Consider the following 19,558-nt stretch of genomic DNA (forward strand, 5'->3'; position numbering starts at 1 on the left):
TAGAGAGCAGACAACTACCCGAGTCCCAGGAGGACACAAGTGGCGAAGGCCAAGTTCGAGCGGACCAAGCCGCACGTCAACATCGGCACCATCGGTCACGTCGACCACGGAAAGACGACGCTGACCGCTGCCATCTCGAAGGTGCTGGCGGACAAGTACCCCGACCTGAACACGTTCAGCTCGTACGACCAGGTCGACAACGCTCCGGAGGAGCGTCAGCGCGGCATCACGATCAACGTCTCGCACGTGGAGTACCAGACCGAGGCGCGCCACTACGCCCACGTCGACGCCCCTGGTCACGCTGACTACATCAAGAACATGATCACCGGTGCCGCCCAGATGGACGGCGCGATCCTCGTGGTCGCCGCGACCGACGGCCCCATGGCCCAGACGCGTGAGCACGTGCTGCTCGCCCGTCAGGTCGGCGTGCCCTACGTCCTCGTCGCGCTGAACAAGTCCGACATGGTCGACGACGAGGAGATCCTCGAGCTCGTCGAGGTCGAGGTCCGCGAGCTGCTCTCCAGCCAGGAGTTCCCGGGCGACGACGCGCCGGTCGTGCGCGTCTCGGCGCTCAAGGCCCTGGAGGGTGACCCGAAGTGGGTCGCCGCCATCGAGGAGCTCATGACCGCTGTCGACGAGAACGTCCCGACCCCGGAGCGCGACGTCGACAAGCCCTTCCTCATGCCGATCGAGGACGTCTTCACGATCACCGGTCGTGGCACCGTCGTCACCGGTCGCGTCGAGCGTGGCGTGCTGAACGTCAACGAGGAGGTGGAGATCGTCGGCATCAAGGAGAACTCGACCAAGACGATCGTCACCGGCGTCGAGATGTTCCGTAAGCTGCTCGACACCGCCGAGGCGGGCGAGAACGTCGGCCTGCTCCTGCGCGGCACCAAGCGTGAGGACGTCGAGCGCGGCCAGGTCGTGTGCAAGCCGGGTTCCATCACCCCGCACACCCAGTTCGAGGCCCAGGTCTACATCCTCAACAAGGACGAGGGCGGGCGCCACAACCCGTTCTACTCGAACTACCGTCCGCAGTTCTACTTCCGCACCACGGACGTCACCGGCGTCATCCAGCTGCCCGAGGGCACCGAGATGGTCATGCCCGGTGACAACACCGAGATGACGGTCGACCTCATCCAGCCCATCGCGATGGAGGAGGGCCTCGGCTTCGCCATCCGTGAGGGTGGCCGCACCGTTGGCTCCGGCCGCGTCACCAAGATCCTCAAGTGATCTCCCGCCGGACCTGAGTCCGGCACACCGAAGGGCCCGGCGGACACCGCCGGGCCCTTCGGCGTCCCCTGAGCCGGAGGACCCGGGGGAGGACCGCGCCGTGGCGGCCGTACCGCCGGCGGCGGCTCGCCGACCACGTCAGAGACCGGGAGGTGGCGACGCTGCCGGGGCCGGCGCGGTCCGGCGGGGCAGGTGTGCGCCGGCGCCCCGTTGCGGTGAGCCCGCGCGCCGGCCCGGTCGCCAGCTGCGCCTGGTCCGGCCGGTGACCCCGGTCCGGTGCCCGGTCCGGCAGGCGGGTGCGCCGGGGGCGCAGCTGTCCGGGGCACGCCTCGCGGAGGGCCGCGAGCCGGCGCTGCCGGGCCCGTGGTCCGGCGGTGAGCGACAGGTCACGCGGGACGGCCTCGTCAAGGAGCCACGCCTGCTGTTAGAGTAGATCGGCCGGGTGAGAGCCCGGTGCGTGCGTGGGCGGCCCAGCTGCCGCCCGGACACGACGGCGGGGCCCCGGCCCCGTGATGATCAAGAACACACTGGTTCACGCCGGACCGATTCGCCATGCGGCGGGGGTGTCTGGCAGACTGTACCGGTTGCCTGGGGCTGCGACCCCGGGTGTCAGGCCGAGTCGGACCGTAAGCTCCGGCTCCACAAGCAAGCTACAGGCCCCGCATCGACGATGCGCCGCGGTCAGGTGTGTCCGCCAAGCGCGACACGCCCGAGCGCGGGGGACGGTAACAGAGCGGTACGAGAGAGGTTAGACGACGCCATGGCGGGACAGAAGATCCGCATCCGGCTCAAGTCCTACGACCACGAAGTCATCGACAGCTCGGCGCGCAAGATCGTCGACACGGTGACACGCGCTGGTGCAACGGTCGTGGGTCCGGTGCCGCTGCCGACGGAGAAGAACGTCTTCGTCGTCATTCGCTCACCGCACAAGTACAAGGACAGCCGCGAGCAGTTCGAGATGCGCACCCACAAGCGCCTCATCGACATCATCGACCCGACGCCCAAGGCCGTTGACTCGCTCATGCGGCTCGACCTGCCCGCAGACGTCAACATCGAGATCAAGCTCTGAGGTTCCCCCAATGACTACCTTTACCAAGCAGGCTGCAGGCAGGCCGGTCACGGCGCTGCTGGGCACGAAGCTCGGCATGACCCAGGTCTGGGACGACGCCGGACGACTGGTCCCGGTGACCGTTCTGCAGGTGGGCACCAACGTGGTGACCCAGCTGCGCACCCAGGAGACCGACGGGTACAACGCCGTCCAGCTCGCCTACGGCGAGATCGACCCGCGCAAGGTCACCCAGCCCCTCAAGGGCCACTTCGAGAAGGCCGGCACGACGCCGCGTCGCTTCGTCGCCGAGGTCCGCACCTCCGAGGCCGACGACTACAGCGTCGGACAGGAGCTGCGCGCCGACGCCTTCGAGGCCGGCACCGTCGTCGACGTCATCGGTACGACGAAGGGCAAGGGCACCGCCGGTGTGATGAAGCGTCACGGCTTCTCCGGCGTGGGCGCCTCCCACGGTCAGCACCGCAACCACCGCAAGCCCGGTTCGATCGGTGGGGCCTCGACGCCCGGCCGCGTGTTCCGTGGGCAGCGGATGGCCGGTCGCATGGGTCACAAGCGCCAGACCACCCAGAACCTCACGATCCACGCCGTCGACGCCGAGAGGGGCCTGCTGCTCATCGCCGGGCCCGTCCCCGGCCCGAAGCGCGGCGTCGTCGTCGTCCGTACCGCTGTGAAGGGGGCGTGACCGTGGCCGAGACCCAGTCCGTCGATGTCCTGGACGCCGCAGGCAAGAAGGCCGGCTCGGCCGAGCTGCCCGCCGCGATCTTCGACGTCCCGACCAACGTGCCGCTGATCCACCAGGTCGTCGTCGCCCAGCTCGCCGCGGCGCGCCAGGGCACGGCCAAGACCAAGACACGCGCCGAGGTCCGCGGTGGCGGCAAGAAGCCGTACCGCCAGAAGGGCACCGGCCGCGCCCGCCAGGGCTCGATCCGCGCCCCTCAGTACGCCGGTGGTGGCGTCGTCCACGGCCCGGTGCCGCGCGACTACAGCCAGCGCACCCCCAAGAAGATGAAGGCCGCCGCCCTGCGTGGCGCCCTGTCGGACCGGGCCCGCGCCGGCCGTCTGCACGTCGTCAGCGAGCTCGTCTCGGCCGACGTCCCCTCCACCTCGGCGGCGCTCACCGCGCTGCGCAACGTCGTGGAGAACCGCAGTGCACTGGTCGTGCTGCAGCGCGGCGATGAGCTCACGCTCAAGTCGCTGCGCAACGTGCCGACCACGCACCTCATCTGGGTCGACCAGCTGAACACCTACGACGTCCTCGTCAACGACGACGTCGTGTTCACCGCCGCCGCCCTCGAGGACTTCCTCGGGACCGCCGGGCCGCGCGAGGAGGATGACAAGTGAGCGTCGAGCACAACAAGAACCCCCGGGACGTCATCATCGCCCCCGTGGTCTCTGAGAAGAGCTACAGCCTCATCGACGAGGGGAAGTACACCTTCCTCGTCGACCCGCGCTCGAACAAGACCGAGATCAAGAACGCCGTCGAGGCGATCTTCCAGGTCAAGGTCGGCTCGGTGAACACCGCGAACCGTCAGGGCAAGACCCGGCGGACCCGGACCGGCACCGGCAAGCGTAAGGACACCAAGCGCGCGATCGTCACGCTGCGCGAGGGCACCATCGACATCTTCGGTGAAGTGGCCGGCTGACGCCGGGCGCCGGAGAGATTGAGGATCGACACCCATGGCAATCCGTAAGTACAAGCCGACGACGCCGGGCCGCCGCGGTTCCAGCGTGGCCGACTTCGTCGAGATCACCCGCTCGGAGCCGGAGAAGTCGCTGGTGCGCCCGCTGACCAAGAGCGGTGGCCGCAACAGCACCGGCCGGATCACCACCCGGCACAAGGGCGGTGGCCACAAGCGCGCCTACCGCGTCATCGACTTCCGTCGCCACGACAAGGACGGCGTCCCCGCGAAGGTCGCGCACATCGAGTACGACCCGAACCGGACCGCCCGCATCGCGCTCCTGCACTACGCCGACGGCGAGAAGCGCTACATCCTGGCGCCGAACAAGCTCGCTCCGGGCACGGTCGTGGAGAACGGCGCCGGCGCGGACATCAAGCCCGGCAACAACCTCCCGCTGCGCAACATCCCGGTGGGTACGGTCGTCCACGCCATCGAGCTGCGGCCCGGCGGCGGCGCGAAGATCGCCCGCTCCGCCGGTGCGTCGGTCCAGCTCGTCGCCCGTGAGGGCACGATGGCCCAGCTGCGCATGCCCTCCGGGGAGATCCGCAACGTCGACTCGCGCTGCCGCGCCACCATCGGTGAGGTCGGCAACGCCGAGCAGTCGAACATCAACTGGGGCAAGGCCGGCCGCATGCGGTGGAAGGGCAAGCGCCCCACGGTCCGCGGTGTCGCCATGAACCCCGTCGACCACCCCCACGGTGGTGGCGAGGGCAAGACCTCCGGTGGTCGTCACCCGGTCAGCCCCTGGGGTCAGGTCGAGGGCCGCACCCGCCGTCCGAACAAGCCGAGCGACCAGCTCATCGTGCGCCGCCGGCGCACCGGCAAGAAGCGCTGAGAGTAGGAGAGCGACGCGATGCCTCGCAGCCTCAAGAAGGGTCCGTTCGTCGACGACCACCTGATGAAGAAGGTGGACACGGCCAACGAGACCGGCTCCAAGAACGTCATCAAGACCTGGTCCCGCCGGTCGGTCATCACGCCCGACTTCCTGGGCCACACCTTTGCGGTGCACGACGGCCGCAAGCACGTCCCGGTCTTCATCACCGAGTCGATGGTCGGCCACAAGCTGGGGGAGTTCGCCCCGACCCGCACCTACCGCGGGCACGACAAGGACGACCGTAAGGCCCGGCGCCGCTGAGGCGCCTGGCGAACCCAGCAACCCGCACATCCGACAAGTAAGGCAGGAATCGATGGAAGCCAAGGCGCAGGCGCGATACGTGCGCGTCACGCCCCTCAAGGCTCGGCGCGTCGTGGACACGATCCGTGGACAGCGTGCCACCGAGGCCGTGGGCGTGCTCCGGTTCGCCCCGCAGGCGGCTGCCGAGACGGTGCGTAAGGTCGTCGAGAGTGCGATCGCGAACGCTCGAGTCAAGGCGGACCAGGCCGGGGAGGCGTTCGACGAGAACGCTCTCGTCATCAGTGCTGCATACGTGGACGAAGGGCCGACCCTCAAGCGGTTCCGGCCTCGCGCCAAGGGCAGTGCCAGCCGAATCCTCAAGCGCACCAGCCACATCACGGTGTTCGTGGGCGACGACAGCAAGAACGGCGCGAGCTCATCCGCCGCTGGTCCGAAGAAGGGGAGGACCCGATAGTGGGTCAGAAGGTCAACCCGACCGGGTTCCGGCTCGGCATCACCACCGACCACCGTTCCCGGTGGTTCGCTGACAGCACCAAGCCGGGTCAGCGCTACAAGGACTACGTCCGCGAGGACGTCGCCATCCGCAAGCTCATGGCCACCGGTCTCGAGCGCGCCGGCATCTCCAAGGTGGACATCGAGCGGACCCGTGACCGGGTGCGCGTCGACCTGCACACCGCCCGTCCGGGCATCGTCATCGGTCGCCGCGGCGCCGAGGCCGACCGCCTGCGCGGCGAGCTGGAGAAGCTCACGGGCAAGCAGGTGCAGCTGAACATCCTCGAGGTGAAGAACCCCGAGATCGACGCTCAGCTCGTCGCCCAGGGCATCGCCGAGCAGCTCGCCAGCCGCGTGTCCTTCCGCCGTGCGATGCGCAAGGGCATGCAGTCCGCGCAGCGCGCCGGCGCCAAGGGCATCCGGGTCCAGTGCTCCGGCCGACTCGGCGGCGCCGAGATGTCGCGCTCGGAGTTCTACCGCGAGGGCCGCGTGCCCCTGCACACGCTCCGCGCGAACATCGACTACGGCTTCTTCGAGGCCCGCACCACGTTCGGGCGCATCGGCGTCAAGGTGTGGATCTACAAGGGCGACCAGACCGAGCGCGAGTTCGCTCGCGAGCAGGCTGACGCCACCCCGCGCGGCCGCGGCCGCGCAGCAGCAGCGGACCGCCCCCGTGGCGCCCGCCGGGGCGAGGGCCGTGGCCCGCGTCCGGCCGAGCAGACCGAGGGTGCGCCTGCCCAGGCGCCGGCCGCTGCCCCCGCCGAGTCAGGAACGGAGGCCTGAGCGAGATGCTCATCCCCCGGCGGACCAAGTTCCGCAAGCAGCACCACCCCAAGCGCTCCGGCGTGGCCAAGGGTGGCACGGAGATCGCCTTCGGTGACTTCGGGATCCAGGCCCTGGAGCCCGCCTACGTCACCAACCGGCAGATCGAGGCCGCCCGTATCGCCATGACCCGTCACATCAAGCGTGGCGGCAAGGTGTGGATCAACATCTTCCCCGACCGTCCCCTCACCAAGAAGCCGGCCGAGACCCGCATGGGTTCCGGTAAGGGTTCCCCCGAGTGGTGGGTCGCCAACGTCAAGCCCGGCCGCGTGCTCTTCGAGCTGGCCGGTGTCCCCGAGGAGCTGGCCCGCGAGGCACTGTCCCGCGCGCAGCACAAGCTCCCGATGAAGACTCGCTTCGTGAGTCGTGAGGGTGGTGAAGGCTGATGGCCATCGGATCCAAGGGCCTGAGCCCGTTCGACCTGGACGGGATGACCGACGAGACCCTGGCCGAGGAGCTCGCCAAGGCCAAGGAGGAGCTCTTCAAGCTGCGCTTCTCCTCGGCGACCGGGCAGCTCGAGGACCACGGTCGGCTCAAGGCCGTGCGTCGCGACATCGCCCGCATCTACACGATCGTGCACGAGCGTGAGCTCGGCATCCGCACCGCGCCCAGCAGCGAGAAGTGAACGAGGTCATGACCGAGAACACCGAAGAGATCACCACCGAGGTGCGTGGCAACCGTAAGGTGCGTCGCGGCTACGTGGTGTCCGACAAGATGGACAAGACCGTCGTCGTCGAGGTCGAGGACCGCGTCAAGCACCCGCTCTACGGCAAGGTCATCCGCCGCACGAGCAAGGTCAAGGCGCACGACGAGGCCAACGCGGCCGGCGTCGGCGACCTCGTCCGCATCATGGAGACGCGTCCGCTGAGCGCCACCAAGCGCTGGCGTCTGCTCGACATCGTCGAGAAGGCCAAGTAGCCGACGAGGCGTCGAGCCCCGCTCGACGGAAACAAGACAGGCAGCCCGGCGCAGCCGGACCACGCTGTAGAGATGACGAGTTCACCAAGGCTCGCGACCGTGCGAGAACCAGGTTGACAAGGAGAGACCAGTGATCCAACAGGAGTCGCGACTCAAGGTCGCCGACAACACCGGCGCCAAGGAGATCCTTTGCGTCCGTGTGCTCGGAGGCTCCGGCCGGCGCTACGCCGGTATCGGTGACGTCATCGTCGCCGCTGTCAAGGACGCGATCCCGGGCGGCAACGTCAAGAAGGGCGACGTCGTCAAGGCTGTCGTCGTGCGGACGTCCAAGCAGCGCCGGCGCCCCGACGGTTCCTACATCCGATTCGACGAGAACGCCGCCGTCATCCTCAAGGCCGACGGCGAGCCGCGCGGAACCCGCATCTTCGGCCCCGTGGGCCGCGAGCTGCGCGACAAGAAGTTCATGCGCATCGTCTCCCTGGCTCCGGAGGTGATCTGAGATGGCACGGATCAAGAAGGGCGACCTCGTGGTCGTCATCGCCGGCCGCGACAAGGGCAAGCAGGGTCGTGTCCTCGAGGTCGACACCGAGCGTGACCGCGTCGTCGTCGAGGGCGTGCAGCGCATGAAGCGCCACACCAAGGTCGGTCAGTCCGGCCGCGGCGCCAAGACCGGCGGCATCGAGACGATCGAGGCCCCCGTGCACGCGAGCAACGTCATGGTCGTCGACCCGGAGACCAAGAAGGGCACCCGGGTCGGGATCCGCACCGAGACGGTCGAGCGCGACGGCGTGACCCGCACCCAGCGGACGCGGGTGGCCAAGCGCTCCGGTAAGGACATCTGAGATGAGCGAGAACACCGCAACCCTGACCCCGCGGCTGAAGCAGCGCTACCGCGAGGAGATCCTCGGCGCCCTGCGCGAGGAGTTCCAGCACGCGAACGTCAACCAGGTCCCGACGCTGACGAAGGTCGTCGTCAACATGGGCGTGGGGGACGCAGCGCGCGACTCCAAGCTCATCGAGGGCGCGATCAACGACCTGTCCCTCATCACCGGCCAGAAGCCGCAGGTGACCCGGGCCCGCAAGTCCATCGCGCAGTTCAAGCTGCGTGAGGGCCAGCCGATCGGCGCCCACGTCACCCTGCGCGGCGACCGGATGTGGGAGTTCCTCGACCGCCTGCTGTCGACCGCGCTGCCCCGCATCCGCGACTTCCGCGGCCTGTCGCCTAAGCAGTTCGACGGCAACGGCAACTACACCTTCGGTCTGACCGAGCAGTCGATGTTCCACGAGATCGACCAGGACAAGATCGACCGCGTGCGCGGCATGGACATCACGGTCGTCACCACGGCCACAACCGACGACGAGGCGCGTTCGCTGCTCAAGCGCCTCGGCTTCCCGTTCAAGGAGAACTGACGTGGCGAAGACTGCCCTGATCCAGAAGGCGAACCGCAAGCCGAAGTTCGCGGTGCGCGCCTACACCCGGTGCCAGCGGTGCGGTCGTCCGCACTCGGTCTACCGCAAGTTCGGCCTGTGCCGCATCTGCCTGCGTGAGATGGCCCTTGCCGGCCAGCTCCCGGGCGTCACCAAGAGCAGCTGGTAAACGACTACGTCGCAGGTCCGGTCACCGGAAACCGCGACGAGGAAGGGCCGAGGCCCCGATGACAATGACAGACCCCATCGCAGACATGCTCACGCGTCTGCGCAACGCCAACTCGGCGTACCACGAGTCGGTGACCATGCCGTACTCGAAGCTCAAGGCGAACATCGCCGAGATCCTTCAGACCGAGGGTTACATCGCCGGCTGGGACGTCGAGGACGCCCCGGTGGGCAAGAACCTCACCCTTCAGCTGAAGTTCGGCCCGCAGCGTGAGCGCTCGCTCGCCGGCGTGCGCCGGGTGTCGAAGCCCGGACTGCGCGTCTACGCGAAGTCCACCAACCTGCCCCGCGTGCTGGGCGGCCTTGGCGTGGCGATCCTGTCCACCTCCTCCGGTCTCCTCACGGACCGCGAGGCACAGACCAAGGGCGTTGGCGGGGAAGTCCTCGCCTACGTCTGGTGATCGGGAAGGAGTAGAGACATGTCCCGAATCGGAAAGGTCCCCGTCCCGGTCCCCGCAGGTGTCGACATCACCATCGAGGGGTCGACCGTGACCGTCAAGGGCCCCAAGGGCACCCTGAGCCACACGATCGCCGAGCCCATCTCGGTCGACCGTGGTGAGGACGGCGCCCTCGTGGTGACACGCCCCGACGACGAGCGCGAGTCGCGCTCTCTGCACGGGCTGACCCGCACCCTGCTGGCCAACCTCGTCACCGGGGTCACCCAGGGGTACGAGCGCAAGCTCGAGATCGTCGGCACGGGTTACCGCGCCGTCGCCAAGGGCAGCTCCGTGGAGCTCGCGCTCGGCTTCTCCCACCCCGTCGTCGTCGACCCGCCTGCCGGCATCACGATCACCGTCGAGAGCCCCACCAAGCTCACGGTCGCGGGGATCGACAAGCAGGCCGTCGGCGAGACCGCCGCGAACATCCGCAAGATCCGCAAGCCCGAGCCCTACAAGGGCAAGGGTGTGCGCTACGCCGGCGAGCAGGTCCGCCGCAAGGCCGGAAAGGCAGGTAAGTGATGGCACTGTCCGTCAAGGGCAAGAGCAAGAGCGCCGCTCGGTCGCGCCGTCACCTGCGCGTCCGCAAGAAGGTCAGCGGCACGCCGCAGCGCCCGCGTCTCGTCGTCACCCGCTCGTCGCGCCACATGGTCGCGCAGCTGGTCGACGACACCACCGGCACGACGATCGCGTCGGCCTCCACCCTCGAGGCCGACCTGCGTGCGGCCGAGGGAGAGAAGGTCGACAAGGCGCGTCGCGTCGGCGAGCTCGTCGCCGAGCGGGCCAAGGCCGCCGGTGTGGAGGTCGCTGTCTTCGACCGGGCCGGCAACAAGTACCACGGTCGCGTCGCGGCCGTCGCTGACGGCGCCCGCGAGGGCGGGCTGGCCCTGTGAGCAGCGTGAACGAACGAGAGCAAAGGAACATCTGATGGCTGCACCGCAGCGAAGCAGGACCGGTTCCGGTACCGGCACCGGCAGCGCCGGCGGCGAGCGTTCCGGCGGTCGCCGGGGCGAGGGCCGTCGCGGGGCCGAGCCGAGGAACGAGTTCATCGAGCGCGTCGTCACGATCAACCGCGTCTCGAAGGTCGTCAAGGGTGGTCGTCGCTTCAGCTTCACCGCCCTCGTCGTCGTCGGCGACGGTGACGGCACCGTCGGCGTCGGCTACGGGAAGGCCAAGGAGGTGCCCGCGGCGATCGCCAAGGGCGTGGAGGAGGCGAAGAAGAACTTCTTCCGCGTCCCCATGATCCAGAAGACCATCCCGCACGCCGTCACCGGCGAGGCGGCGGCAGGCGTGGTCTTCCTGCGCCCCGCGGCCCCGGGTACCGGTGTCATCGCCGGTGGACCGGTGCGCGCCGTGCTCGACTGTGCCGGGATCCACGACGTGCTGAGCAAGTCGCTCGGCTCGGAGAACGCGATCAACATCGTCCACGCCACCGCCCAGGCGCTGCGTGACCTCGAGCAGCCGGAGGCCGTGGCCGCGCGCCGTGGTCTGCCGCTCGAGCGGGTCGCGCCGGCAGCCATGCTGCGCAACCGCGCCAAGGGCGAGGAGCAGGCGCGCGAGCAGAAGCAGGCCGAGACCGCCGGAAAGGTCGGTGCGTGATGGCACAGCTGAAGGTCACGCAGACCAAGTCCGCGATCGGTGGCAAGGACAACCAGCGCCAGACGCTGCGCACGCTCGGCCTCGGCCGCATCGGGCGAAGCGTCGTGCGTGAGGACCGCCCCGAGGTCCGCGGCATGATCACGACGGTGGCCCACCTGGTCAGCGTCGAGGAGGTCGAGTAACCATGGCAGAGTCCAAGCAGACTCCCGAGCAGGCCGCGCGCCCGCTGCAGGTGCACCACCTGCGTCCCGCACCGGGTGCCAAGAGCGCCAAGATCCGCGTGGGTCGCGGTGAGGGTGGCCGACGCGGCAAGACCGCCGGTCGCGGCACCAAGGGCACCAAGGCCCGCTACCAGGTTCCCGCAGGCTTCGAGGGTGGGCAGATGCCGCTGCACATGCGGCTGCCCAAGCTCCGCGGCTTCAAGAACCCGTTCCGGGTCGAGTACCAGGTCGTCAACCTCGACCGGCTCTCCGCCCTCTACCCCGAGGGTGGCTCCGTCACCGTCGAGGACCTCGTCGCGAAGGGCGCCGTCCGCGGTGGCCAGCTCGTCAAGGTGCTCGGCAGCGGCGAGGTGAGCGTCAAGCTCGACGTCGTCGCCGACGCGTGGTCGGCCTCGGCCAAGCAGAAGATCGAGGCAGCCGGCGGGTCCCTGACCCAGGGCTGAGCTGTCGCCCGACGGGCGGCCCGGACATCCGGGCCGCCCGTTCGTGTTCCCGAAGCACAAAAGGTGGGGCGCGAGAAGGTACAGTACGTGGCGGTCCCGGCGCGGGCCGCAGTCGCCCGGCGTCGTCACGAAGAAGCATCCAGGAGGAAGATTGCTCAGCGCATTCGCCCAGGCGTTCCGCACGCCGGACCTGCGGCGCAAGCTGCTCTTCACGCTGGGGATCATGGCGATCTTCCGCCTCGGGTCCGTGATCCCCACCCCGGGGGTCTCCTACCCGAACGTGCAGCAGTGCCTCGAGGCCGTCGGGAGCACGAACGACCTCCTCGGCCTCGTCAACCTGTTCTCCGGCGGGGCCCTGCTCCAGCTGTCGATCTTCGCGCTGGGCATCATGCCCTACATCACCGCGAGCATCATCACCCAGCTGCTGCGCGTGGTCATCCCGCGCTTCGAGGCGCTCCAGAAGGAGGGCCAGCAGGGCCAGGCCAAGCTCACGCAGTACACGCGCTACCTCACGATCTTCCTCGCCGTCCTGCAGTCGACGACGATGATCACGATGGCCCGCAGCGGGAACCTCATCCCCGGCTGCCCCGTGCCGCTCATCCCGAACGACTCGGCGATGACGATCGTCCTCATGATCATCACGATGACGGCCGGCACCGGCCTCATCATGTGGCTGGGTGAGCTCATCACCGAGCGCGGTGTCGGCAACGGCATGTCGCTGCTCATCTTCACCTCGATCGCGGCGGGCTTCCCCTCGGCGCTGTGGTCCGTCGGCGGCGCCGCCAACGGCGTCGCGAACGTGACGATCGTCGTCGCGCTGCTCCTCGTCATCACGCTGCTCGTCGTCTTCGTCGAGCAGTCCCAGCGGCGCGTGCCGGTCCAGTACGCGAAGCGGATGGTCGGGCGCCGCATGTACGGCGGGTCGAGCACCTACATCCCGATCAAGATCAACATGGCGGGCGTCATCCCGGTCATCTTCGCCTCGTCGCTGCTGGCGCTGCCGGGCCTGTTCGCGCAGTTCGGTGACCAGACCGAGGGCTGGGTGCAGTGGATCTCGCTCAACCTGCTCTCCCCGTCGGCGCCGCTGTACATGGTGATCTACTTCTTCCTCGTCCTGTTCTTCGCCTTCTTCTACACCTCGATCACGTTCAACCCCGACGACGTCGCGGACAACATGAAGCGCTACGGCGGCTTCATCCCGGGAATCCGGGCCGGGCGCCCGACGGCGGAGTACCTCCAGTACGTCATCTCCCGGATCACGACCGCCGGTGCGCTGTACCTCGCGCTCGTCGCGATCTTCCCGGTCATCGTCTTCGCGGCGCTCAACCTCGACGACTCCGTCGGTTTCGCGCTCGGCGGCACCTCGATCCTCATCGTCGTCGGTGTCGGGCTGCAGACCGTCAAGGAGATCGACTCCCAGCTCCAGCAGCGTCACTACGAAGGGTTCCTGCGATGACCGGCCGTCGTCTCGTCCTCCTCGGGCCCCCCGGAGCGGGCAAGGGCACCCAGGCCGCGCGACTGAGCGCGGAGCTGGGGATCCCGGCCATCTCGACGGGGGACATCTTCCGCAGCAACGTCGCCGAGCGCACCGAGCTCGGCCAGCGGGCGCAGCGGTACATGGACGCGGGGGAGTACGTCCCCGACGAGATCACCAACGACATGGTCCGCGACCGGCTCGCCCGTGAGGACGCCGCGGAGGGCTTCCTGCTGGACGGGTACCCGCGCACGCTGGACCAGGTCCGTGAGCTGGACACGATGCTCGCCGCGAGCGGTCTGGAGCTCGACGCGGTCGTCGAGCTCACGGCCGACGACGAGGTCGTGGTCGAGCGGCTGCTCGGCCGAGCGGCGGAGCAGGGCCGCGCGGACGACACCGACGTGGTCATCCGCCGTCGTCTCGAGGTCTACCACGAGCAGACGGCCCCGCTCGCGGACCACTACGCCGGCCGCGGACTGCTCGTGCGGGTCGACGGGATCGGTGCCGTCGAGGAGGTCACCGAGCGGCTGCTGGCCGCGCTGAACGCGGGCTGATGCGCGAGCGCATCGAGTACAAGACGCCGGACCAGGTCCGGGTCATGCGTCGCGCCGGCCTCGTCGTCGCCGACATCCACGGGGCGCTGCGTGACGCGGCCGCCCCCGGGGTGACCACCGCCGAGCTCGACGACGTCGCCCGTGAGGTCCTGGACCGTGCGGGCGCGCGATCGAACTTCCTCGGCTACCACGGCTACCCGGCGCACGTGTGCATCTCTGTCAACGAGGAGGTGGTCCACGGGATCCCGGGGGACCGGGTCCTCGCGGACGGGGACGTCGTCTCCTTCGACTGCGGCGCCGTCGTGGACGGCTGGCACGGCGACGCGGCGTTCACCATGGTGCTCGGCGCGGCCGACCCCCAGGACCTGGCGCTGAGCGAGACGACCCGCAGGGCGATGTGGGACGCGATCGCGGCCCTCGCCGGCGGTGGGCGCATCGACGTCGTCGGCGCGGCCGTCGAGGACGCCGTCGCGGCTCACGCAGCGGCCGGCTACGAACCGCTCGCCGTCGTCGAGGACTACGTCGGCCACGGCATCGGGTCGGCCATGCACCAGCCGCCGGACGTGCTGAACTACCGCGCCGCGCGGCGCGGAGTGCGCCTGCGTCCCGGGATGTGTCTCGCGGTGGAGCCGATGCTCACCCGCGGCACCATCGAGACGACCGTGCTCGCCGACGACTGGACCGTCGTCACCGCCGACGGTGCCCGCGCCGCCCACTGGGAGCACACCGTGGCACTCACGGACGAGGGCATCTGGGTCCTCACGGCACCGGACGGTGGCGCGGCCGAGCTCGAAAGCAGGAACGTGCTCATCGCCCCTCTGTCATGATATGAGCATGGGTGGCCTGGGGCGGCGGGTGCAGGGGCCACTTCCGCGCGCCAGCAGGAGCGCTCACGTCGCGCCGCGTGTGCTCGCTGCGCTCGAGTCACGCGCCCCTCTCACCGTGCTCCGCGGCCCACGCGGCTTCGGGAAGACCACCGCGCTCGTCGAGTGGCTGACCTCCCGCGAGGACGACGGCGTCCCCGCCGTCTACGTCCCGCTCGACGCCGAGGCGCGGCTGGCGTCCGGGTTCTGGCTCACGCTGCACGACGCCCTGGTCGCGGCCGGGGTCACCGTCGACCAGGACGCCGTACAGAGCGGCGACCCGGAACGCGACTCCGTCCTGCGGGCGCTGCTGCGCCGCGCGGAGCCGCTGCGGGTCATCATCGACAACTTCCACGAGGCCGGTCACCTCGAGGGACGGGCGGAGGTCGACGAGGACCTCCTCGAGCTCGTCCGTACGAGCCCGGCCATCGAGCTCGTCGTCGCCACCCGGGCACTGCGCTCGCTGGAGACGACGGGCGCGCTGTCGGTCGACCTCACCGTGCTGCGACCCACGGACCTCGCCATGCGGGCGGAGGACGTCATGGCACTCGCGGCGCAGCACGGGGTCGGCATGACGGAGGACCACGCGAGCAACCTCGTCGTCGAGCTCGGGGGCTGGCCAGCTGCCGTGCGCACGTGCATCGCCACCGCCTCGGTCGGCGGAAGGGAGGCCACGGTCGAGGCAGGGACGGTGGACGGGTACATCCAGGCGCTGCTCGCGGACGTGCGCTCGCCCGCGCTGCGGGAGTTCCTCATGCGGACGGCCGTCCCCGAGGAGTTCTCCGTCTCCGCCGCCCGCGCGATCGTCCCGGACGGCACTGCGATCCGGGAGCTGCGCAACCTCCGGCTGGGAGGGCTGCTGCGGGAGCGGGAGACGGTCGACGGCCTGCGCTACTCCTACCCGCCGGCGATCCGGGAGGCGCTGCGGCGCGTGACGGGCGAGCTGCGTCCCGAGATCGAACGGGAGGTCCACATCGCCCTGATGGCTCTCGCCGCCCAGGAGGAGGGACCGGTCGGCGTGCTGGGCCACGCCGTGCGCGCGAAGGAGTGGGACACCGCCCTGCGGATCATCGAGGAGGAGTGGACGACCCTCGTCACGCGCCACCCGCAGAGCCTCGTCGAGATCGCGATGCTGTTCCCGCGGGAGTTCGCCGACGCCGACCCGCGGCTGCAGGTCGTCCGGCGCCACCTGCCGCGCATGGCCCCCACACCCGGCTCCGGCGAGACCGGCTGGGCACTGACCGGGGCGCACTTCGTGGACGCCGCTGTGCGGCAGCGCTGGCAGGAGATGAGGGAGACCACCGACGAGGTCCTCGTGCTCGTGCAGTCCGGGGTCGCGGCCATCTTCGCGGGCGAGAACGAGGCAGCGGCGTACGCCTTCGAACGGGTGCGTGACCACGGCATCGCCGAGGACGACCGCACGGCCCGCCTGCTCGGCATCGGCGGGATGCTCACGGCCAAGACCGTGCACGGTGAGGTGAACCTCGCGCTGCGCCTGTTCGAGGACCCCGAGCTCGCCGACGTCGTCTCCGGCGGGGACGACGACGACGTCAGCACGCTGGTCCGGGTGGGCGGCCGGATCATGCGGGCGATCGCCGCGGCGGACGGCATGCGCCCCGAGGTGCACGACGCCATCGCCGCGGTCGTCGAGCCGCCGCGGCGCGACGAGCTGTGGGCCCTGGCGGTCAGCGCACGCGCCACCTACGCCTCCGTCTACGGCGACGAGGAGGACCAGGCCCGCGCCGTCGGGCAGCTCCGGGCGGCGCTGCGCCACCTCCAGCCGGGTGGGATCGCGGAGTCGACCCTGGCGACCCAGCTGGTCGAGCTGCTCGTCGCCGGCGGCATGGTCGACGTCGCGGAGCAGGTGCTCGACCGGCTCGCCGACACCTTCGTCTCCACCTCCACCCGCGCCTACCTGCTCCACGCCCGGGGCCGGGAGCAGGAGGCGATCGACGTCGCGGAGCGGGGGCTCGCCGACCGGCGGATGACGGCCCGCAGCCGGCTGCTCAGCGAGCTCATCATCGCCGCGGCGCTGTACCGCCTCGGGCAGCGCACGGCGGCGCGGCGTCGCTTCGCACGGGGCGTGCGGATCGCCCACGAGACCGGTCAGCGACGCCCCTTCGCCCTCATCCCGCCGGACGTGTTCGGTGCCCTTGCCGGGCAGGACCTCGAGCTGCTCGCGCTGCGGCCGCTGCCGTCCACCGTCGCGGCGCCGCAGTCGCAGGCGTCCAAGGTCACCGCGCCCGCGACCGACGAGCTGAGCACGAGGGAGCTGCAGGTGCTTGCCGCGCTGCACGACAACTCCGGTCCCGCCGGGGTGGCCGCAGCGCTCGGGATGTCCGTCAACACGGCCAAGACCCACCTGAGGCACGTCTACCGCAAGCTCGGTGCGTCGAGTCGTGACGAGGCACTGGTGCTCAGCCGTGGCCTCATCACGGAGCGGCGGTAGACGTGTGGGAGCGCGGAAGCCACCGCAGCCGGCTGCCGCGTGTCCCCAGCGTCTTCTGTCCGACGCCGGCCGCTGAAGCAGTCGTCCGCCACCTGCCACCTCTCGTCGTGCTGCGCGCACCTCGCGGTTTCGGCAAGTCCAGCACCGTGGCGTACTGGTTGCGCAGCGGCCAGCTGGACGACCGATCCGCCGCGTGGCTCACGCTCTCGAGGCCGACCACGCAGACCGACCTCTGGCGCGCGATGCACGACGCGCTCGTCGCCGCGGGCCTCGCGGCCGCGGACGAGAGTCCCGGGCGCGCCTCGGTCGACGGGGCCCTGCGCACGCTCACCCGCCGTCTGGTCATCGTCATCGACGGCCTGCACCACCTCGAGCCGGCAGTCGACACCGAGCTGGTCGAGCTCACCCAGGCTCACGACCTGCTCCACCTCGTCGTCATCTCGCGGGTCGAGCGTCCGATCGTGAGCATCGGGCCGGCCACGGTGGACGCCGCCGTGCTCGGGGTTCCCGAGCTGCTCATGACGACCGTCGGGGCAGGTCTGCTCGCCTCGCGACTCGGGCTGGACGTGACGGAGGAGGAGGTCAGCCGGGTGGTCGGGGAGTACGCCGGCTGGCCGGCGCTCGTCCGCGCTGCGCTCCTGGACTCACGCCGCGCGGCCGACGGGCGGCTGGTGACGGACCCCGCCGGAGTGTCCCGGTACGTCGCGCTCATCCTCGCCGACGCCGAGCACGAGCAGTGGTGGGACGTCGTGACCGCCCTGGCCGTGCCCGAGCGTCTGCGCCCCGATGATCTTGGTGTGCTCCTCGACCGCCCCGAGCAGCGCTCCGCCGCCGAGGTCGTGCTCGCCGAGTCCTTCACCATGGTGCGGTCGAACGGGACGGCCGGCTACCCGGCGGGCATGCGGCAGGCCCTGCTGGAGAACTTCGTCGCCAAGCATGCCGAGCGGTACCGCGAGCTCAACGAGCGCCTGAGCAGGCGGCGCCGGGAGCAGCGCGAGCCCGCCGAGGCGCTCACCTACGCCCTGCGCGCGAAGGCGTGGCCGCTCGTGCTGACGATCCTCGAGGAGAACTGGGCCGAGCTGCTGCGGCGGCACGCCGCGCAGGTCAACGCCGCGGTCCGGGCGCTGCCGGCGGAGATGGTCGCGGCGAGCCCGCGACTCATCGTGGCCCGTGACTACGTGCTGGACAGCGGCGCGGCGTCACAGGCGGAGGCCGCCCTCCGTGAGGGGCTCCTCCGGCCCGGTGGCAGGATCCTGGTCAGCTCGCTGACCACGACGCAGCGCCTGGCGCTGCGCTTCGACGGCACGCCGACCTACGGCGCGCCGGAGATCCTGCTCGGAGGCCTCGATGGCACGCCCGGTGGTGCGGTCCCACGGCGCCCGGCGGAGGTCGAGCGGGCCGTGCCGGAGCTGCTCACGCAGTGGGGACTGTCGATGCTCTACGACAACGACGGTGTGGGCGCCGCGTACGGGTTCGCGCTGGCCTGCCAGGAGGCCATGCGCCGGGACGACGAGGTCGCCGCCCGGGAGGCGGCGAGCGGGACCGCCCTGGCGATGGCCCTGCTCGGTCACACCCAGGCGGCGGACGCCTGGATCCAGTACGCGTCGCGCTGCGCAGCCGCCCCGTCCGCCCTCGAGGCGGTCGCGCGACCCCTGACGGACACCATGCTCGCAGCGCTGAGGCTCGATGACGTGACGTGGCCGGAGGTCGCGCCGGCGAGCGTCGAGCACGGTCTGCGACCGCTCCTCCTGCTCAGCCAGGTGGCGGCGGGCTTCGCCGACATCCTCCACGGCCGCCTCGAGCACGCGCGCATCAAGCTCCAGCGGCACGCCGCCGACCACGACGACGAGCAGGAGGAGGTCGTCCGTGCCTCCGTCGCGGCACTGCAGGTGGACCTCGCGCTCGCCGAGGGCCGCATCGACCGTGCCGGGGCGCTGCTCGCCGCCACGGACGCTGGCGGCGCGTGGACACTCGCCACCCGGGCTCGGCACGCCTTCTACGTCGGTGCCTACGCCGAGGCCATCCGCCTCACGGAGGATGCGGCATCCTTCGCCGGCGCACGCCCTCGGGTGGGACTGGAGCTGCTCCTCATCCTGGCCTGCGCGTCCTGGCGCGCCGGTCACCACGACGTCGCGGTCGACCAGCTGGCCACGGCCGTGGGTATCGCCGCCGACACCGAGCTCCGCAGCCCGTTCCTCACCGTGCCCCGTGCCGATCTGGAGGCCATTGCCCAGCAGGGGTCGCTGGCCCGTGTGTTCCTCGACCGGCCGCCACTCGCCGGCACGGACACCGTCTTCCCGGAACCGCTGCAGGCCGGCCAGCTCAGTGCCGCGGAGCTGCGGGTCCTCCGCGAGCTGCGCAAGGGATCGCCGCTGGCGCACATCGGCCGGCGCCTGTACCTGTCGGAGTCCACGGTCAAGACCCACGTCCGTCGGATCTACCGCAAGCTCGGGGTCTCGGACCGGACCCACGCGCTGGAGCGTGCCCGGGAGCTGTCTCTCTTCGACGAGTCCTGACGGG

27 protein-coding genes are annotated in these 19,558 nt (G+C 70.3%); all 27 read left to right on the forward strand.

Going from position 1 to position 19,558, the window contains the following annotated elements:
* The first annotated feature begins 39 nt into the window (after positions 1-39).
* The 27 genes from tuf to VR894_RS01795 all read left to right on the forward strand — a co-directional run bounded on the left by tuf (position 40) and on the right by VR894_RS01795 (position 19,554).
* Positions 40-1,233: an elongation factor Tu gene (gene tuf, locus VR894_RS01665; protein WP_324649559.1), complete on the forward strand. Its 1,194-nt coding sequence runs from the start codon at positions 40-42 to the stop codon at positions 1,231-1,233.
* A 760-nt stretch (positions 1,234-1,993) separates the two neighbouring features.
* A complete protein-coding gene (gene rpsJ, locus VR894_RS01670; protein ID WP_110852528.1) occupies positions 1,994-2,302 on the forward strand; it encodes a 30S ribosomal protein S10 in 309 nt (102 codons plus the stop codon).
* A gap of 10 nt (positions 2,303-2,312) precedes the next feature.
* Positions 2,313-2,981 (forward strand): 50S ribosomal protein L3, encoded by a 669-nt coding sequence (gene rplC, locus VR894_RS01675; RefSeq protein ID WP_324649560.1) that lies wholly within the window; start codon positions 2,313-2,315, stop codon positions 2,979-2,981.
* Between the two features lie 2 nt (positions 2,982-2,983).
* Entirely contained in the window at positions 2,984-3,640 is a 657-nt protein-coding gene (gene rplD / locus VR894_RS01680; RefSeq protein ID WP_324649561.1) for a 50S ribosomal protein L4, read from the forward strand.
* Entirely contained in the window at positions 3,637-3,942 is a 306-nt protein-coding gene (gene rplW / locus VR894_RS01685; protein ID WP_324649562.1) for a 50S ribosomal protein L23, read from the forward strand. Before rplD ends, rplW begins: the two co-directional genes overlap by 4 nt.
* Before the next feature lie 34 nt (positions 3,943-3,976).
* A complete protein-coding gene (gene rplB / locus VR894_RS01690) occupies positions 3,977-4,813 on the forward strand; it encodes a 50S ribosomal protein L2 (protein WP_324649563.1) in 837 nt (278 codons plus the stop codon).
* 18 nt (positions 4,814-4,831) lie between these two features.
* A complete protein-coding gene (gene rpsS, locus VR894_RS01695) occupies positions 4,832-5,113 on the forward strand; it encodes a 30S ribosomal protein S19 (RefSeq protein ID WP_324649564.1) in 282 nt (93 codons plus the stop codon).
* 52 nt (positions 5,114-5,165) lie between these two features.
* Positions 5,166-5,567, forward strand: coding sequence for a 50S ribosomal protein L22 (gene rplV, locus VR894_RS01700; RefSeq protein WP_324649565.1), 402 nt, complete (start codon positions 5,166-5,168; stop codon positions 5,565-5,567).
* Entirely contained in the window at positions 5,567-6,388 is an 822-nt protein-coding gene (gene rpsC / locus VR894_RS01705; RefSeq protein ID WP_324649566.1) for a 30S ribosomal protein S3, read from the forward strand. Before rplV ends, rpsC begins: the two co-directional genes overlap by 1 nt.
* 5 nt (positions 6,389-6,393) lie before the next feature.
* Positions 6,394-6,813, forward strand: coding sequence for a 50S ribosomal protein L16 (gene rplP, locus VR894_RS01710; protein WP_324649567.1), 420 nt, complete (start codon positions 6,394-6,396; stop codon positions 6,811-6,813).
* Positions 6,813-7,052, forward strand: coding sequence for a 50S ribosomal protein L29 (rpmC, locus tag VR894_RS01715; RefSeq protein ID WP_324649568.1), 240 nt, complete (start codon positions 6,813-6,815; stop codon positions 7,050-7,052). The genes rplP and rpmC overlap by 1 nt, the downstream gene beginning before the upstream one ends.
* 8 nt (positions 7,053-7,060) lie before the next feature.
* On the forward strand, positions 7,061-7,345 hold the full coding sequence (rpsQ, locus tag VR894_RS01720) for a 30S ribosomal protein S17 (RefSeq protein WP_324649569.1): 285 nt from the start codon (positions 7,061-7,063) through the stop codon (positions 7,343-7,345).
* Positions 7,346-7,475: 130 nt separating this feature from the next.
* Positions 7,476-7,844 (forward strand): 50S ribosomal protein L14, encoded by a 369-nt coding sequence (gene rplN, locus VR894_RS01725; protein ID WP_324649570.1) that lies wholly within the window; start codon positions 7,476-7,478, stop codon positions 7,842-7,844.
* A 1-nt stretch (position 7,845) separates the two neighbouring features.
* Complete coding sequence (gene rplX / locus VR894_RS01730; protein WP_324649571.1) at positions 7,846-8,187, forward strand: 50S ribosomal protein L24; 342 nt, start codon at positions 7,846-7,848, stop codon at positions 8,185-8,187.
* Between the two features lies 1 nt (position 8,188).
* On the forward strand, positions 8,189-8,755 hold the full coding sequence (gene rplE, locus VR894_RS01735) for a 50S ribosomal protein L5 (protein WP_324649572.1): 567 nt from the start codon (positions 8,189-8,191) through the stop codon (positions 8,753-8,755).
* A gap of 1 nt (position 8,756) precedes the next feature.
* Positions 8,757-8,942 (forward strand): type Z 30S ribosomal protein S14, encoded by a 186-nt coding sequence (locus VR894_RS01740; RefSeq protein ID WP_043498176.1) that lies wholly within the window; start codon positions 8,757-8,759, stop codon positions 8,940-8,942.
* Positions 8,943-9,000: 58 nt separating this feature from the next.
* The gene (gene rpsH, locus VR894_RS01745) at positions 9,001-9,399 is read left to right on the forward strand and encodes a 30S ribosomal protein S8 (protein ID WP_324649573.1); all 399 of its coding nucleotides are present in this window, start codon (positions 9,001-9,003) and stop codon (positions 9,397-9,399) included.
* 18 nt (positions 9,400-9,417) lie between these two features.
* Positions 9,418-9,957, forward strand: coding sequence for a 50S ribosomal protein L6 (gene rplF, locus VR894_RS01750; RefSeq protein ID WP_324649574.1), 540 nt, complete (start codon positions 9,418-9,420; stop codon positions 9,955-9,957).
* Positions 9,957-10,328: a 50S ribosomal protein L18 gene (gene rplR / locus VR894_RS01755; RefSeq protein WP_324649575.1), complete on the forward strand. Its 372-nt coding sequence runs from the start codon at positions 9,957-9,959 to the stop codon at positions 10,326-10,328. Before rplF ends, rplR begins: the two co-directional genes overlap by 1 nt.
* 34 nt (positions 10,329-10,362) lie before the next feature.
* Positions 10,363-11,034 carry a 30S ribosomal protein S5 gene (gene rpsE / locus VR894_RS01760; protein WP_324649576.1) on the forward strand — a complete coding sequence of 224 codons (672 nt, stop codon included), beginning with the start codon at positions 10,363-10,365 and terminating at the stop codon, positions 11,032-11,034.
* Positions 11,034-11,216, forward strand: coding sequence for a 50S ribosomal protein L30 (rpmD, locus tag VR894_RS01765; RefSeq protein WP_324649578.1), 183 nt, complete (start codon positions 11,034-11,036; stop codon positions 11,214-11,216). The genes rpsE and rpmD overlap by 1 nt, the downstream gene beginning before the upstream one ends.
* A gap of 2 nt (positions 11,217-11,218) precedes the next feature.
* The gene (rplO, locus tag VR894_RS01770; protein ID WP_324649579.1) at positions 11,219-11,698 is read left to right on the forward strand and encodes a 50S ribosomal protein L15; all 480 of its coding nucleotides are present in this window, start codon (positions 11,219-11,221) and stop codon (positions 11,696-11,698) included.
* A gap of 151 nt (positions 11,699-11,849) precedes the next feature.
* Entirely contained in the window at positions 11,850-13,154 is a 1,305-nt protein-coding gene (gene secY / locus VR894_RS01775; protein WP_324649580.1) for a preprotein translocase subunit SecY, read from the forward strand.
* Positions 13,151-13,726 carry an adenylate kinase gene (locus VR894_RS01780; protein ID WP_324649581.1) on the forward strand — a complete coding sequence of 192 codons (576 nt, stop codon included), beginning with the start codon at positions 13,151-13,153 and terminating at the stop codon, positions 13,724-13,726. Before secY ends, VR894_RS01780 begins: the two co-directional genes overlap by 4 nt.
* Positions 13,726-14,553, forward strand: a complete 828-nt coding sequence (gene map / locus VR894_RS01785) for a type I methionyl aminopeptidase (protein ID WP_324649582.1) — start codon at positions 13,726-13,728, stop codon at positions 14,551-14,553. The genes VR894_RS01780 and map overlap by 1 nt, the downstream gene beginning before the upstream one ends.
* Before the next feature lie 115 nt (positions 14,554-14,668).
* Positions 14,669-17,038 carry a LuxR C-terminal-related transcriptional regulator gene (locus tag VR894_RS01790; protein ID WP_324649583.1) on the forward strand — a complete coding sequence of 790 codons (2,370 nt, stop codon included), beginning with the start codon at positions 14,669-14,671 and terminating at the stop codon, positions 17,036-17,038.
* 107 nt (positions 17,039-17,145) lie between these two features.
* Positions 17,146-19,554: a LuxR C-terminal-related transcriptional regulator gene (locus VR894_RS01795; protein WP_324649584.1), complete on the forward strand. Its 2,409-nt coding sequence runs from the start codon at positions 17,146-17,148 to the stop codon at positions 19,552-19,554.
* Positions 19,555-19,558: the final 4 nt, after the last annotated feature.

This window comes from Georgenia sp. H159, assembly GCF_035607575.1.
Taxonomy (GTDB): domain Bacteria; phylum Actinomycetota; class Actinomycetes; order Actinomycetales; family Actinomycetaceae; genus Oceanitalea.